The sequence below is a fragment of the Rhodanobacter hydrolyticus genome, from assembly GCF_044904645.1.
Genome location: NZ_JADIKK010000008.1, coordinates 491085 through 505886 on the forward strand (window position 1 = coordinate 491085; position 14802 = coordinate 505886).

Below are 14802 nucleotides of genomic sequence, written 5' to 3' on the forward strand. Positions count from 1 at the left end.
CTAAGGCCCAACCATGAGTCCGGACGCCCTGCTCGATGCCGCACGTTTCGATCGCCCGGACACGCTGGTGCAGCGAGAGCCGTTCCCCTTCATGGTGGCCCATGGCCAGTTGCCCGATGACGCGCGCGGTGACCTGGGTCGCGATTTCCCACGCTACCCCAGCGCCGGCTTCTTCCCGTGGGATCCGGCCGATTGCGGCCCTACGATCAATGCACTAGTCGAACAACTCACCACGCCAGACTTCGCCACCCTGGTTGGCAAAAAACTGGGCATCGACAATCTCGGCCAATATCCGACCCTGGTGACGCTGTGCCGCCTGCTCAACAAGCGCCACGGCACCATCCACACCGACAGCAAGTCCAAGGTGGCCACTGCCCTGCTCTACCTCAACCCGCAGTGGCCCGACACCAGCGATGGCTGCCTGCGCTTCCTGGGCAAGATCGACGATATCGACTCCACCGTGGCACCCGAGCTGCCGCCGCTGTACGGCGAGTTCGCCGTGTTCAAGCGCTGCGACAACTCCTTCCATGGCCACCTGCCCTACGAGGGCGAGCGCCGGGTGATCCAGGTGGCCTGGCTTACCAGCGAGGAGGAAAAGCTGCGCAAGACCAAGCGCGGCAAGTTCTCTCGCCTGTTCAAGAAGCTGTTCGGCAAGCTGGACACGCAGTACGGCGCCGGCCGCGACCGCAACGCCGCGCACCGGGACTGATCACCCCTCAGCGGGTGAAATGCCAGATCACATAGGCGGCGAACACGCCATACAGCAAACCTACGGGCAACAGCCGGCGCGCGTCCGCGCGACCGCGCCGGAAGAGCCACCATAGGTAAGCAATGGCGGTGGCAGTGAGCGCGCCGGACACGATCAGCGGTGTATCGAACAGCCAGGGCGTGGCAAAGATCGCCAGCGCGCTGGGGATGGTGGCCTGGATCATCATGGCGCCGGAGATGTTGGCCAGCGCCAAACGCTCCTTGCCCTGGCGCACCCAGATCAGCGCATTGAGCGTCTCCGGCAACTCGGTCGCCACCGGGCTCAACACCAGCGCCACCAGATGCGGCGGCCAGGCGAGCAATACGCCGATGGCTTCCAGTTGGCCCACAAACACACGCGAGGCCGCCGCGATCACCACGAGCGCGGCCACCGTTTGCAGCAGCGCCCACGCCAACGAGGGCTCCGCCTGACCCGGGCGCAACTTAAGCGGCTCCAGCTCCTCTTCAACGGGTGCCGTGTCCCCGCTGCGCACTTCGCGCCACACGTAGAGTGCATAGGCCAGCAGGAACACCCCGCCGAACGCAGGCTTGAAGGCAAAAGCCACCAGGCCAAGGCCGACCTTGAGCGCGAAGATCGCCAGGAACCATCCCTGGTCGCGGGCCAGCCGTCGATGATCGACCCGCACCAGCCCGTCAGTGCGTTGCAAGCGCCTGCGATGCAGCCACAACGCGACACCGACCACGGCATAGGCGATGGTGGCCAATACCAGCGGCCCACCCATCGCCGCACCCACGCCGATGTCACGCACTGCAGGCGTCTTGCCGAAGACGACCGCGACGAAGGTGACGGCGCTCTCCGGCAGGGCGGTGCCGAACGCAGCCAGCACGGTACCGGTAGCCGTGGCGCCTAGCTTGAGCCTGCGACCCAGCCATTCGACGCCATTGACGAAGTATTCGCAGGCGAGATAGATCGCGCCCGCCGAGGCAAAGAACAGGATGAGGATAAGCAGCATGGGATGCACAGGCCGGGCGAACAGGTGAACCCATGGCGCAACGACACGCGTTCGCCCGGCCGGGTGAACGCATCGCTGGCCAAAGGTCTCGCCGGGCAAGGCGTCGAAGGCGACGCCTACCGTTCGCACCATGGCGCCGCGAGGGCAACCAAGTCTGTTGATGCGAACGCCTCGGGGAAGAGGCTGGCTACTCCCCAATGACAGGCTGGCGATGCTAGCGACCACCGCTGGACATGGCAAGTTTTTGCGTGGTCAAACCGGCGGAGCGAGCACGTCTTCCAGCCGCCAGTGTCCGGAGGCGCGACCGATCAGCCACCGTGCCGCCTGCAGCGCCCCACGGGCGAAGATCGTGCGGTCGGTCGCACGATGCCCCAGCTCCAGCCGCTCGCCCGGCCCCACCAGCAGCGCCTGATGCTCGCCTACGATGTCGCCTCCGCGCACCACGGCAAAACCGATGCTTCCGGGAACGCGTTCGCCCGTGCGACCTTCGCGGCTGTATACCGCCGCGGCTTCCAGTGTGGTGCTGCGCGCAGCAGCAGCAGCCTGCCCCAGCGCCAGCGCTGTGCCCGAAGGCGCATCCTGCTTGCGCCCATGATGGGCTTCGACGATTTCCAGATCCCATTCCGGCACCGCAGCAGCGGCCTCGCGCAGCAGACGCGTCAGCAGTGCCACGCCCAGGCTGAAGTTCGCCGCGCGCAGCAGCGCGATGCGTGCCCCGGCGGCGTCCAGTCGTGCCAGCAGGGCAGCGTCGAGTCCGGTGGTGCCGCTCACCAGGGGAATGCCGTGCGCGAGACAATGGTCCAGCGCTGCCGCCAGACCGACGGGACCGCTGAAGTCGACCACCACGTCGAGGACAGGCGCGCGCGACCAATCGTGCGCATAGCGCAGGCCCTGCCCCAGCCAGACGGGCTCGCCGTCATGCACCGAGCCCGGCGACACCACCGCATGCGCCAGCTCGTACCGGCCATCGGCATGCAACAGCGACAGCAAGGCCTGGCCCATGCGGCCGGAGGCGCCGCTGATGGCGAGGCGGATCGGCGAACTGGTCATGATGGACATCCCGGCAGAAACGGCAAACGGACGTCCAAAGTTAGCTTACGAAGTCACCTTCGACCAGAACTGTTTCACGCCGTCGAACCAGTTGTGCGCGCGCGGCATGTGTTCTTCGGCCTTGCCGTCGTTGAAGCTGGCTTCGAGCTGCTCGAGCAATTCGCGCTGCTGCTTGGTGAGGCGGACCGGGGTCTCCACCACCACGCGGCAGATCAGGTCCCCGGCGCGGCCGTTGCGCACCGACTTCACGCCACGCCCGCGCAAGCGGAAGCTCTGGCCGGTCTGCGTCTCCGGCGGAATGGTGATCGGCACCTCGCCTTCCAGCGTGGGCACCGGCAGTTCCGCGCCCAGCGCCGCCTGCGAGAAGCGGATCGGCACTTCGCAGTAAAGATCGTTGCCCTCGCGCTGGAAGATCGAATGCTCGCGCACGCGCACTTCCACATAGAGGTCGCCCGCCGGCGTGCCTGCCGGGCCGGCTTCGCCCTGCCCGGTAAGGCGGATGCGGTCGCCGTTGTCCACGCCGGCGGGGATCTTCACCGACAGCGTGCGGGTTTCTTCCAACCGGCCTTCACCGTGGCACTTCTTGCAGGGCTTCTCGATGACCTGGCCGCTGCCGCCGCAATGCGGACAGGCCTGCTGGATCGAAAAGATGCCGTTCTGCATGCGCACGCGGCCGTGACCGTGGCAGGTCTTGCATTGCGTGGTCTTGCCATCGTCCGAGCCGCTGCCGTTGCAGTGGTGGCAGTTGACCTGTGACGGAATCTCGATCTTGCGCTCGATGCCGAACACGGCTTCTTCGAGGTCGAGTTCCATGATGTAGCGCAGGTCTGCGCCGCGTCGCGGCTGACGACTGCGCCCACCGCCGAAGATGTCGCCGAAGATGTCGCCGAAGATGTCGCCCATGTCCCCGAAACCGCCGCCACCGCGGCCGCCCATGCCGCCCTCGAAGGCCGCATGTCCGTACTGGTCGTACATGGCGCGCTTCTGCGCGTCGGAAAGCACCTCGTAGGCCTCCTTGGCCTCCTTGAACTTCTCCTGCGCCGCGGGATCGTCGGGATTGCGGTCGGGGTGGTACTTCATCGCCAGGCGGCGGAAGGATTTCTTCAGCTCGACCTCGGTGACGGTACGTTCGACACTCAGGACTTCGTAGTAATCACGCTTGCTCATTGCTTGATCCGCGATTCGATGCGCCGATCAGGAATGAACCAGATCGCTGCCACCGTGGCATAAAACAGACACGACACCCACGGCGCCACGAAGGCCAGCAGGATGCCACCCAGATACATGGCGACGGCGACCTTGCCTTTCCAGTCGCCACCCACCGCTTGCGCCAACAGCGAGGTCTTGCCGCCGTTGGCGCAGATCAGGCCGTATTGCAGCGGCAGCCAGGCGATGGCGCACATCAGCAACACGAAACCGTAGACCGCCACCGGCAACCGGGCGAACTGGTTTTCGCCCATCCACCCCGTGGTCACCGGCATCAGGGACAACCAAAACAGCAGATGCAGGTTGGCCCACAGCACGCTGCCGTCCACCCGCTTCGCCGCATGCAGGAAATGGTGGTGGTTGTTCCAGTAGATGCCCACGTAGACGAAGCTCAGCACGTAACTGAGGAACACCGGCCATTGCGCGGCCAGCACGTCCCAGCCTGCGCCGTGCGGCACCTTCAGCTCAAGCACCATGATGGTGATGATGATGGCCAGCACACCGTCGCTGAAGGCTTCCAGGCGCCCCTTGTCCATCACCTTCCCCTCGAGAAAGCTTGTGCGCTCATCCATGAACGCGAAAGTCAAACGGGCGCCACCTTGGCCGCACTTTCAAAAACGAGCGCCGCTCGCGCGGCGCCCGTTCCGGTTCTAGGTACGGTTACTTCTTGTCGTCCTTCACTTCGGTGAACTCGGCATCGACCACGTCGTCGGGCTGGGCCGACCCGTGCGGGCCGGGCTGCGCACCCGCATCGGCCGGGCCCTGACCCTGGGCGGCCTCCTGCAGCGCCTGGGCAGCCTGCTCGAGCTTGGAGATCTTCGACTCGATCAGCGCCTTGTCATCGCCGTCCTTGACCTTTTCCAGCTCCGACAGCGCCTCTTCGATGCTGCCGATCTGCGCGCCGACCTTGCCGCCGTGTTCCTTCAGCGCGCTGCGGGTGGCGTGCACGAGCTGATCGGCCTTGTTGCGGGTGCTCACCAGCTCGTGGAACTTCTTGTCTTCTTCCTTGTTCGCTTCGGCGTCGGCCACCATGCGGGCGATCTCCTCCTCGGAGAGGCCCGAACCCGCCTTGATCTCGATCTTCTGCTCCTTGCCGGTCTTCTTGTCCTTGGCCGACACGTGCAGGATGCCGTTGGCGTCGATGTCGAAGGTCACCTCGATCTGCGGCATGCCGCGCGGCGCCGGCTCGATGCCTTGCAGGTCGAACTTGCCCAGCGACTTGTTGGCGTTGGCGCGCTCGCGCTCGCCTTGCAGCACGTGCACGGTCACTGCGGTCTGGTTGTCGTCGGCGGTGGAGAACGTCTGCGCCGCCTTGGTCGGCACGGTGGTGTTCTTCTCGATCAGCTTGGTCATCACGCCGCCCATGGTCTCGATGCCCAGCGACAGCGGGGTGACGTCGAGCAGCAGCACGTCCTTGACCGAACCGCCCAGCACGCCACCCTGGATCGCGGCGCCCACAGCGACGGCCTCATCCGGGTTGACGTCCTTGCGCGGCTCCTTGCCGAAGAAGTCCTTCACCGACTCCTGCACCTTGGGCATGCGGGTCTGACCGCCGACCAGGATCACCTCGTCGATGTCGGACACGCGCAGGCCGGCGTCGTTGAGCGCGGTGCGGCAGGGTTCGATGGTGCGCTTGACCAGGTCTTCCACCAGCGCTTCCAGCTTGGCGCGGGTGAGCTTGATGTTGAGGTGCTTGGGGCCGGAGGCGTCGGCCGTCACGTACGGCAGGTTCACCTCGGTCTGGTGCGACGAGGACAGCTCGATCTTCGCGCGCTCGGCGGCGTCCTTCAGGCGCTGCAGGGCCAGCGGATCCTTGCGCAGGTCGATGCCCTGGTCCTTCTGGAACTCCTCGACCAGGTAGTCGATGACGCGCATGTCGAAGTCTTCGCCACCGAGAAAGGTATCGCCGTTGGTGGCCAGCACTTCGAACTGCTTCTCGCCGTCGACCTCGGCGATCTCAATGATCGACACGTCGAAGGTACCGCCGCCCAGGTCGTACACCGCAATCTTGCGATCGCCGCCCTTCTTGTCCAGGCCGTAAGCCAGCGCGGCCGCGGTCGGCTCGTTGATGATGCGCTTCACTTCCAGACCGGCGATGCGGCCGGCGTCCTTGGTGGCCTGGCGCTGGCTGTCGTTGAAGTAGGCGGGCACCGTGATGACAGCCTCGGTGACCGGCTCGCCGAGATAGTCCTCGGCGGTCTTCTTCATCTTCATCAGCACCTTCGCGGAGACTTCCGGCGGCGCCATCTTCTTGCCGTCGGCGGTCGCCACCCAGGCATCACCGTTGTCGTTGGCGACAATGGCGTAGGGCACGATGTGGATGTCCTTCTGCACTTCGGCGTCGGTGAACTTGCGGCCGATCAGGCGCTTCACCGCATAGAAGGTGTTCTTGGGGTTGGTCACGCCCTGGCGCTTGGCCGGCGCGCCGACCAGCACCTCGCCGTCCTTGCTGAAGGCGACGATGGACGGCGTGGTGCGATCGCCTTCCGAATTCTCGATGACCTTGGTGGTGCTGCCGTCCATCACGGACACGCAGGAATTGGTGGTACCCAGGTCGATGCCGATGATCTTGCCCATGTGTTAGCTCCCGAATCTCGTATGCGGCCCCATGGCCGCGCAATGGTTTTCCAGATGGGGCCCGCGTACGGCGAATCAATACCGACGGAGCTCCGGATGTGTCGCGTCCGGTGACGCGTTGTTCAGTCCTTCGCCACGGCCACCAGGGCGGGGCGCAGCAGGCGATCGTTCAACACATAGCCCTTCTGCAGCACGCTGACCACGGTGCCGGCCTCCGCGCCAGGCGACTCGACCATGCTCACTGCATGGTGGCGTTCGGGGTCGAGCGGCTGACCCAGCGGATCGACCTGTGCCAGGCCATGGTTCTCGCCCACCTTGAGCAGGGACTTCAGGGTGAGGCCGAGACCCTGGCGCATCGCCGCCACATCGGCGGTTTCCACCGCCAGGCCGCCTTCCAGGCCATCGAATACCGGCAGCAGCTCGTTCAGCAGCTTCTCGTTGGCGAAGCGGCGGGCCTGTTCCAGATCGCGGTGCAGACGGCGGCGCTGGTTTTCCAGTTCGGCCTTCTCCCGCAGCACGGACTCGCGCTGCTCGATCTTTTCCGCCTCCAGTTCGGCCACGCGAGCCTTTAGCGCTTCCACGTCGGCACTGTTCGCCGCGCTGACGGCATCGGCGTCCGGTGCCGGGTGCTGGTCGTTGTTCTGCATGAGTGACTCCAAACCTCGTCCGTGGCCGGCCATCTGCGCCGACCCATCCAAAAAATGCGGGCAAACCCGCTCCCGTGGCGACTTATGAGGCCGTCGCGGCTCGATTCAAGGCATCGCTGAGCAGCCCGGCGGTGGCCTGCACCACCGGGATCACCCGCTCATAGGCCATGCGCGTGGGGCCGATCACGCCCACCGCGCCCAGCACCCGCCCCGGCGTGCCATAGCTGGCGGTAACCACGCTGCAACCGTCGAGCGCGGCGAAACCGGATTCCTCGCCGATGAACAGCCGCACGCCGGGCGCCCGCGCGCACGACTCCATCAACTGCAGCAGCCCGTTCTTCTGCTGGAACGCTTCGAACAGCTCGCGCAGTCGTTGCAGGTCGGCCAGCTCGGCGCAAGCCATCAGGTTGGTCTGCCCGCTGACCAGCACGTCGTCGCCGTCGGCGTGTGGCGCGAACGAGGCCGTGGCCAGCTCGGTGGCATTCGCCACCAGCCGGTTCAGCTCGCTGCCTGCGGCACGCAGTTCGGCCAGCAGGTGGGCGCGGATATCGTCCACGCGCAGGCCGACGAAATGGGTATTGATGTAGTTCGCCGCCTGCTCCAGCTCGCGACCCTCCAACGGTTTGGCCAATTGCACCACGCGGTTCTGCACCTGGTTGTCGGAAAACACCAGGATCACCAGCACCCGTGCGTCCGGCAGCGGCACGAAATCGAGGTGGCGCAGCGGGAAATCCACCTGTCGCGGTACGGTCACCACGCCGGCGAAACGGGTCATCGCCGACAACAGGGCCGAGGCATTGCCCAACAGGTCGCGTGTGGTGGTCTGCCCCGGCGGCAATTCACGCTGCAGGCGAGCCATTTCCTCGTGCGGCAACGGCTGCAATTCGATCAGGCTGTCCACGAACAGGCGCAGGCCGCGCGGCGTGGGAATACGCCCCGCCGAAGTATGCGGCGAGGCGACCAGGCCAGCCTCCTCGAGGTCGGCCATGATGTTGCGGATGGTCGCCGGGCTCACGTCCAGACCCGACGATCGCGACAGCGTGCGCGACCCCACCGGCTCGCCATCGACCAGATACTGCGCGATCAGGCTGCGCAGCAGGCGCCGGGTGCGTGCATCGAGTTCATGGGAGTGGAGACGGGACATGCGCAGTAGCAATCGGTGAGACGACCAAGAGATAGGGTCTGCGCGCCTGTCATGCAAGCGCCGCGGCATTGTAGCGGGAGGCATGGAGCCTGCGGGGCCGAAGCCGTCTGTGGCGAAAGGGCTGCTGCGCGAGCCTCGCTTTTCGACAGTTCACCAGGAACGTGGCGGAAAGATGGATCGCGCGGCGGTCTTTGCGGCCCTTGCGGCATCTGCCGCGCAGGCTCCTATTACAATCGCCCGATCCCATACGGACTGCCGTCAGCCCGCCATGCTCATCTCGCTCCATGTCCGCCAATTCGCCGTCGTTGAACAGGCCGAAGTCGATTTCGGCGCCGGCCTCACCGTGGTCAGCGGCGAAACCGGCGCCGGCAAGTCGCTGCTGGTGGATGCGCTGCTGCTGCTCGCCGGCGCCCGCGCCGACAGCGGGATGGTGCGCGCCGGCAGCGACCGCGCGGAACTGTCCGCCGAATTCGATCTTGCCGCCCTGCCCGAGGCCCGCGCATGGCTGGCGCAGGAAGAGCTGGACGATGGCGAAGCCTGCCAGTTGCGGCGGGTGATCCGCGCCGAAGGCAGCTCGCGCGCATGGATCAACGGCCGTCCCGCCAGCGCCGGCCAGCTTTCCGAACTCGCCACCCTGCTGGTGGAAATCCATGGCCAGCACGAGCATCAGGCCCTGCTTTCGCGCGCGCACCAGCTCGCCCTGCTCGACGCCTGCGCCGGCCACGGCTCGCTGGCCGGCCAGGTGCGCGAGCTGGCCACGCAATGGCGCGACCTGGGTGCGCGTATCCGTCGCCTCAGCGGTGGCGCGGATCGCGAACAGCGGCTGGAACTGTTGCGCCACGAGCTGGCCGAACTGGAGCAATGGACGCTACCGTCCGCCGAGCTGGCCGAACTCGAAGCCAGCCACAAGCGCCTAGCCAACGCCGGTCGGCTTGCCGAAGGCGCCGCCGGCGTGGTCGAGCTGCTGGACGGCGACAGCGAATTCGCGCTGCGCCGCGCCCTGGGTCGCGCCCATGCCGAGCTGGGCAGGCTGGCCACGCTGGACGAAGCGCTGAATCCCGCGCTGGAGCTGCTGGACAACGCCATGATCCAGTTGGGCGAAGCCGCCGACACGCTGGGCCGCTACGCGCAGGACGTCGATCTCGACCCCGAGCGCTTCGCCGAAGTCGACGCTCACCTCGCCCGTCTGCATGAACTCGGCCGCCGTCACCGCCTCCCCATCGCGGAATTGCACGACAAGGCCACGGCGTTGCGCACCGAACTGGCCGAGCTGGAAGGCGCCGGCGAAGCACTGGAACAACTCGCCGTCCAGCGGGAGCGCGCCCGCACTGACTACGTGCAGGCAGCAGACAAGCTAAGCAAGTCACGTCGCAAAGCGGCAGACAAGCTGGGCAAGGAAGTCGGCGCATTGATGGCTGAGCTGGGCATGGCCGGCGGCGTGCTCGTGGTTGAACTGGAACCTGTCGAAGGCGAGGAGCCCGACCCGCAAGGCCGCGAACGCTGCGAACTGCTGGTCAGCACCAATCCCGGACAGCCGCCGCGGGCGCTGCGCAAGGTGGCTTCCGGCGGTGAACTGGCACGCATCAGCCTCGCCATCGAAGTCGCCACGCTGGGCAACGACAGCGTGGGCACCATGGTGTTCGACGAAGTGGACAGCGGCATTGGCGGCGCAGTGGCCGAGGTGGTGGGCCAGAAGCTGCGTGCACTGGGTGGCCAGCGCCAGGTGTTGTGTGTCACTCACCTGCCCCAGGTCGCCGCGCAGGGCCACGCGCACCTGTTCGTGAGCAAACACAGCGACGACGGCCACACCCGTACGCAGATCCAGCGGCTGGGCGCCGATGGCCGACGCGACGAACTGGCCCGCATGCTGGGCGGGGTGGAGATCACCCGCGAAACGCGGGCTCACGCGAAGCAGATGCTGGAACGCGCGCAGGCCTGAGAGCACGAAACTCGTGACGCTAGCCGCCGGGAAACGCTTAGCAGGCTCTAACCGCTGGCGGGCAGCAGCCCACGCTCGCTGGCCATGCGATACAACTCCAGTTCCGAACCGGCATTGAGCTTGCCCATCACGCTGGCGCGGTGGATGTAGACAGTCTTCTGGCCAATGCCCAGCTCGGCCGCCACCTGCTTGGGCGTGCGCCCGCAGGCCAGCAGCAGGAACACCTCGTGTTCGCGGGTGGTCAGGCGATGCAGCGGATCGAGCGCGGATTCCGGCTGCTCCGCACGGCGCTGGCGCAGGTCGGAACTCAGGAACTGCTCGCCCTGCATCACCGCGCGCAGGCCCGCCACCAGTTCCTCCGGCGCCACGCCCTTGGTTACGTAGCCGCTGGCACCGCGGCGCAAGGCTTCGGACACGTAGGGTTCGCCATCGTGCATGCTCAACACCACGATGCGCGTGCCGGGCGACACGCTGCCCAGGTGTTCGATCAAGGGAAGGCCGCTGCCGTCGGGCAACGACAGGTCCAGCGCCACCAGGTCGGGCCGGTGCTGCGCCACTGCCTCCACCGCGTCGTCTGCGCAGCGGCACTCACCCACCACCTGGAGATCGGGCTCCAGCCCGATCAGCCGCTTGAAACCTTCACGCACGATGGCGTGGTCGTCGACCAGGACAATGCTGTACATGGCCCTACTGTATATGGACCGGCGCCGGTCTGCGCCGGCACTGCCAAACGCCCGTGTACCATCCGCGGATGCGCCTGAAACCCTTCCGCCCACTGCACTCCGGCCCGCTGCTGGGGGCGATCTACGTCCTGCTGTGGCTGCTGCTGTGGCCGACGGAGCAACCCTATTGGGCACTGCCCTACGGTTTGCGCTTCGGCGCGTTGTTGCTGCTGCCCGTGCGTCGCTGGGGCTGGCTGCTGGGCGCCGAACTGATCGCCTCGGCCGGCATGAGCATGCACGATGGACTGCCGATGGGCTGGAGCGGCTTTTTCCTCGGCGACCTGCCCGAACCGCTGGTAACCGCGGCCAGCCTGTGGCTGCTGCGCAGGCTGAATCCGCATGCCGGCACCAGCCTGCACAACCCACAGGAAACGGCCCGCCTGCTGCTGGCCGCGATGCTCGTGGTGCTCGCCACCACGGCGGTGGACATCGGCCTGCTCACGGTGATCCACACGGCCGCGGCCGAAGACGCGCTGATCCACATGTTGGGCAACGAATTGCTGGGCGGCTATCTGGGCGTGCTGCTGATGGTGCCGGTGATGGTGCTGCTGCTGCGCGCCCCTCCCAGCCGCCATGCGTTGGCGGAATTGGCCCTGGACGGCCTGCAGGTGATGCTGCCGGCCATGGCCATCCTGCTGCTGCTTTCCGAACAGGCCACGTCGCAACCGCAGTTCGCCCGTGCGCTATCGCTGGCCCCCGTGCTGTTCTTTGCATTCCGCCATGGCTGGCGCGGCGCCAGTCTGGCCATCACCATCTCCAGTTTCGGGATGACGGTGCTGGATCAGCGCCTCGGCCACGCCCCTTCGGCGGCCGGCTATCTGTTCCTGGCCGTGGCCGGCACCGGAACGCTGATGCTGGGCTCAGCCACGGATGCTCTGCGTCGCAGCAAGCTGCAGGTAGCCGAGCAGAATACCCACCTGGCGGCAGTCAACCGACGGCTGGACCAACTGGCGCGGCAACTGCGAGCCGCTGCGCGCGGCAATCTGCAGGCGGAGGAAAACCAGCGCCGCCACATGGCCGCCGAGCTGCACGACGAGCTGGGCCAGAACATCACCGCGATCCAGACCCACGTGAAACTGGTGCAGGCGCGCCTGCAACAGGCCGGACTGGAAGATATCGGCACCTCGATCAACAGCATCCTCGCGCACATGCGTCGCGCCCTGCATCGCTTGCTGGACGACCTGCGTCCTGCAGTGCTGGACGAGTTCGGCCTGCTGCGCGCGCTGGACGAAGGTCCGATCCGCGACCTGCTGAAGGCTGCGGGCATCCACTATGTCACCGACCTGCATGGCGACCCGCGCCTGCTCGACGACGACACCCGCACCGCGATCTATCGACTGGCGCAGGAAAGCGCCACCAATGCAGTGAAGCACGCCAGGGCCAGCGAATTCCGCCTGCGCCTGCGCATCGGCGAACGCCACGGCGCGATACTCGCCCTACTCGACTTGCGCGACGACGGCATCGGATTGCCCGAGCGGCCGCCACGAGGTGGCCGCGGCCTGCAAGGCATGCGCGACCGTGTCACCTCGCTGGGAGGCCTGTTCCAGTTGCGCCCGGCACCGCGCGGCGTGCATCTGCGCGTATTGCTGCGCAGCAATAACGACTTGCCCGTCACATTTCGGCCTGTCTAGGAATTTTTCCGATACACAGGACGTGAAGGCTTCGTTAGCATCGATCCATCGATGTGGGGGAGCCGCCATCGTGAGATGGCGTACCGGAGTCCTCGTGGGGACGGTGACTCCGGAGAGACGGCAGGAGGCCGTCTGGTCGTTACCTTGGACACAGGCCTGGACGAGCAACTCGCCATGCCGAAACCCAGAAGGTACGAGGCAATCGCGAGGTGGACAGGAGTCCTCCCTCGCGATTTTTTTGTGCCCAAGAAATGCCCGGATGCCCGGATGGCGGTGATCAGCCCTTGCGCGTACCGCGGCTCTTGGGACGAACGTACAGCACTAGGCTGTGATCCTCGATCACATAACCATGGCGCGCCGCGACCTCGCGTTGCAGACGCTCGATCTCTTCGCTGACGAACTCGATCACCTTTCCGCTGTCCACATCGATCATGTGGTCATGGTGCTTGCCGCGATCGAGTTCGTAGACGGCCTGCCCGCCTTCGAAGTTGTGCTTGACGACAATGCCGGCTGCCTCGAACTGGGTCAGCACGCGGTACACCGTCGCCAGGCCGATGTCTTCCTGATGGGCGAGCAGCTTCTTGTAGACGTCCTCGGCAGTGAGGTGGTTGCCCTCCTCCTCGTCGAAGATCTGCAGAATGCGCATGCGCGGATGGGTCACTTTGAGACCGACCCGACGCAGTTCCTGAGTTTCCTGTTCCATCGTTTGCCACCTCACGCCGGCGCGGCGATGCCGAACCGGTAGTGTATCATCCGCTCTTCCACGATCTGGACGTTTCACGCATGCAAAAGCTGATCACCCTGCCGGTTGTCGCGTTGTTGGCGCTTGCCGTTTCCGGCTGCCACCTGGTCTACACGCAGGACGTGCGCCAGGGCAACCTGCTCGACAAGACCATCGACCAGAAGGCGGTGGATCAGCTCAAGCCCGGCCTGACCAAGCGCCAGGTGATGCTGTTGGTCGGCACGCCTTCGGTCGCCTCCCCGTTCAACCAGAGCCGCTGGGACTACGTGTCCACCTATTCGCACCGCGGCGGCCCGATGCAGGTCAGTACCATGACCCTGTACTTCAATGACGACATCCTGGCGCGCATCGAGGGCAGCCCTTACCTCGAAAACAACAAAAACCTGCTCAAGGAAAGCAAGAAGTACAACGTCGATTACCCGGTCAACGACACCAAGGGCGACAAGGACACCAGCGGCAAGGACAGCAAGGATTCCGGCGGCGGTTCGGACTCCGGCAACGACTCCGGCAGCAGCAACAACTAAACTGCGGGTAGCGCCTGCGTCAGCCTTGGCCGGCACGGCGCCGGCGCGAGGCCATGGGGTCAAGGGTCAGCGGCCGGTAAATTTCCACCCGGTCGCCGTCGCGTAGCACATGATCGGCGTCTATCCTGCACGAGAAGATGCCCAATCGCAGCGGCTCCGCCACCTCGGCAGGAAGCGACGGCAAAAAACCTGCCGCCACGACTGCCTGCATAGCAGTGCTTCCATCCGGCAACGAAACGCGGCTGCGCCGTATGTGCTGCGCGCAGGCATGCACTACTTCCACCGTTATGGTCGGCTCAGCCATGCAGGTGGTCCGCGGCAACGCAGAAATCGTCCACCATGCGGTTGGCGAGTCCCTGGAAACCCAGCTTGAGCACGCTGCCGCCGATGCCGGCGTATTCGAAATCTAGCGCCAGCGCCACCTTGCAGCCGTCGTCTCCCAGCGCGGTGAAACTCCAGTGACCGTCCAGCGAACGGAACGGGCCGTCGACCAGATGGATGTCGATGCGATGCGGCCGCTCGGCAGTGTTGCGGGTGGTGAAGCTGTGCCGCAAGCCCATGAAATGCAGGTCGAGGCGCGCCACCAGTACATTGTCGCTGCGCTCGACCACCGCGGATGCCGAGCACCACGGGAAACGCTTTGGGTATGCTTCCACACCATCGACCAGATCGAACATCTGTTCCGGGGAATGGCGTACCAGCGCGCTGCGGCGTATCTCGATCACGGTAGCCTCTATCCTGGTGCATTCATGCTTGAATGCGAGAATCAAACGAGCGCCCATCTATGGGCGCATTCGGTGGTTACTGCATTCTTCCGTGAATGCGAAGATCAAACGGGCATCCATCCATGGATGCACTTCTAAAAGAAGCGCTGCCCCTGAAAGGCACGCAGGCAATGC

The 14802-nt window shown here is 65.7% G+C and carries 15 protein-coding genes and 1 riboswitch; of the genes, 4 read left to right on the plus strand and 11 right to left on the minus strand.

The window, feature by feature from the left end:
• The first annotated feature begins 13 nt into the window (after nucleotides 1-13).
• The gene (locus ISP25_RS04625) at nucleotides 14-709 is read left to right on the plus strand and encodes a 2OG-Fe(II) oxygenase family protein (protein WP_404612003.1); all 696 of its coding nucleotides are present in this window, start codon (nucleotides 14-16) and stop codon (nucleotides 707-709) included.
• A 7-nt stretch (nucleotides 710-716) separates the two neighbouring features.
• Here the strand turns inward: ISP25_RS04625 and ISP25_RS04630 are convergent, their stop codons facing one another.
• The 7 genes from ISP25_RS04630 to hrcA form a co-directional block, all read right to left on the minus strand.
• The gene (locus ISP25_RS04630) at nucleotides 717-1721 is read right to left on the minus strand and encodes a sodium:calcium antiporter (protein ID WP_404612005.1); all 1005 of its coding nucleotides are present in this window, start codon (nucleotides 1719-1721) and stop codon (nucleotides 717-719) included.
• 18 nt (nucleotides 1722-1739) lie between these two features.
• Nucleotides 1740-1929, minus strand: a riboswitch (yybP-ykoY riboswitch).
• A 44-nt stretch (nucleotides 1930-1973) separates the two neighbouring features.
• Nucleotides 1974-2771 (minus strand): 4-hydroxy-tetrahydrodipicolinate reductase, encoded by a 798-nt coding sequence (dapB, locus tag ISP25_RS04635; RefSeq protein WP_404612007.1) that lies wholly within the window; start codon nucleotides 2769-2771, stop codon nucleotides 1974-1976.
• 45 nt (nucleotides 2772-2816) lie between these two features.
• Entirely contained in the window at nucleotides 2817-3938 is a 1122-nt protein-coding gene (gene dnaJ / locus ISP25_RS04640) for a molecular chaperone DnaJ (RefSeq protein ID WP_192157197.1), read from the minus strand.
• Nucleotides 3935-4513, minus strand: coding sequence for a TMEM175 family protein (locus ISP25_RS04645; RefSeq protein ID WP_404612009.1), 579 nt, complete (start codon nucleotides 4511-4513; stop codon nucleotides 3935-3937). Before ISP25_RS04645 ends, dnaJ begins: the two co-directional genes overlap by 4 nt.
• Before the next feature lie 124 nt (nucleotides 4514-4637).
• On the minus strand, nucleotides 4638-6554 hold the full coding sequence (gene dnaK, locus ISP25_RS04650; RefSeq protein ID WP_404612011.1) for a molecular chaperone DnaK: 1917 nt from the start codon (nucleotides 6552-6554) through the stop codon (nucleotides 4638-4640).
• Between the two features lie 122 nt (nucleotides 6555-6676).
• Nucleotides 6677-7201: a nucleotide exchange factor GrpE gene (grpE, locus tag ISP25_RS04655; RefSeq protein ID WP_192157191.1), complete on the minus strand. Its 525-nt coding sequence runs from the start codon at nucleotides 7199-7201 to the stop codon at nucleotides 6677-6679.
• An 82-nt stretch (nucleotides 7202-7283) separates the two neighbouring features.
• Nucleotides 7284-8345: a heat-inducible transcriptional repressor HrcA gene (hrcA, locus tag ISP25_RS04660; protein ID WP_192157189.1), complete on the minus strand. Its 1062-nt coding sequence runs from the start codon at nucleotides 8343-8345 to the stop codon at nucleotides 7284-7286.
• Between the two features lie 268 nt (nucleotides 8346-8613).
• Between hrcA and recN the strand changes: the two genes are divergently transcribed.
• Complete coding sequence (gene recN / locus ISP25_RS04665; protein WP_404612014.1) at nucleotides 8614-10284, plus strand: DNA repair protein RecN; 1671 nt, start codon at nucleotides 8614-8616, stop codon at nucleotides 10282-10284.
• Between the two features lie 47 nt (nucleotides 10285-10331).
• On the opposite strand, the gene ISP25_RS04670 is transcribed toward recN, so the two are convergent.
• Nucleotides 10332-10967 (minus strand): response regulator transcription factor, encoded by a 636-nt coding sequence (locus tag ISP25_RS04670; protein ID WP_192157185.1) that lies wholly within the window; start codon nucleotides 10965-10967, stop codon nucleotides 10332-10334.
• Between the two features lie 68 nt (nucleotides 10968-11035).
• Between ISP25_RS04670 and ISP25_RS04675 the strand changes: the two genes are divergently transcribed.
• Nucleotides 11036-12637: an MASE1 domain-containing sensor histidine kinase gene (locus ISP25_RS04675; RefSeq protein ID WP_404612016.1), complete on the plus strand. Its 1602-nt coding sequence runs from the start codon at nucleotides 11036-11038 to the stop codon at nucleotides 12635-12637.
• Between the two features lie 277 nt (nucleotides 12638-12914).
• On the opposite strand, the gene fur is transcribed toward ISP25_RS04675, so the two are convergent.
• Nucleotides 12915-13340, minus strand: a complete 426-nt coding sequence (gene fur / locus ISP25_RS04680; RefSeq protein ID WP_404612018.1) for a ferric iron uptake transcriptional regulator — start codon at nucleotides 13338-13340, stop codon at nucleotides 12915-12917.
• Between the two features lie 80 nt (nucleotides 13341-13420).
• Here fur and ISP25_RS04685 point away from each other — a divergent pair, with 80 nt between their 5' ends.
• Nucleotides 13421-13903, plus strand: a complete 483-nt coding sequence (locus ISP25_RS04685; protein WP_192157178.1) for an outer membrane protein assembly factor BamE — start codon at nucleotides 13421-13423, stop codon at nucleotides 13901-13903.
• Nucleotides 13904-13922: 19 nt separating this feature from the next.
• On the opposite strand, the gene ISP25_RS04690 is transcribed toward ISP25_RS04685, so the two are convergent.
• Together ISP25_RS04690 and ISP25_RS04695 are read right to left on the minus strand one after the other, a co-directional pair.
• Nucleotides 13923-14207: an RnfH family protein gene (locus ISP25_RS04690; protein ID WP_404612020.1), complete on the minus strand. Its 285-nt coding sequence runs from the start codon at nucleotides 14205-14207 to the stop codon at nucleotides 13923-13925.
• On the minus strand, nucleotides 14200-14628 hold the full coding sequence (locus ISP25_RS04695; RefSeq protein ID WP_192157174.1) for an SRPBCC family protein: 429 nt from the start codon (nucleotides 14626-14628) through the stop codon (nucleotides 14200-14202). Before ISP25_RS04695 ends, ISP25_RS04690 begins: the two co-directional genes overlap by 8 nt.
• Nucleotides 14629-14802: the final 174 nt, after the last annotated feature.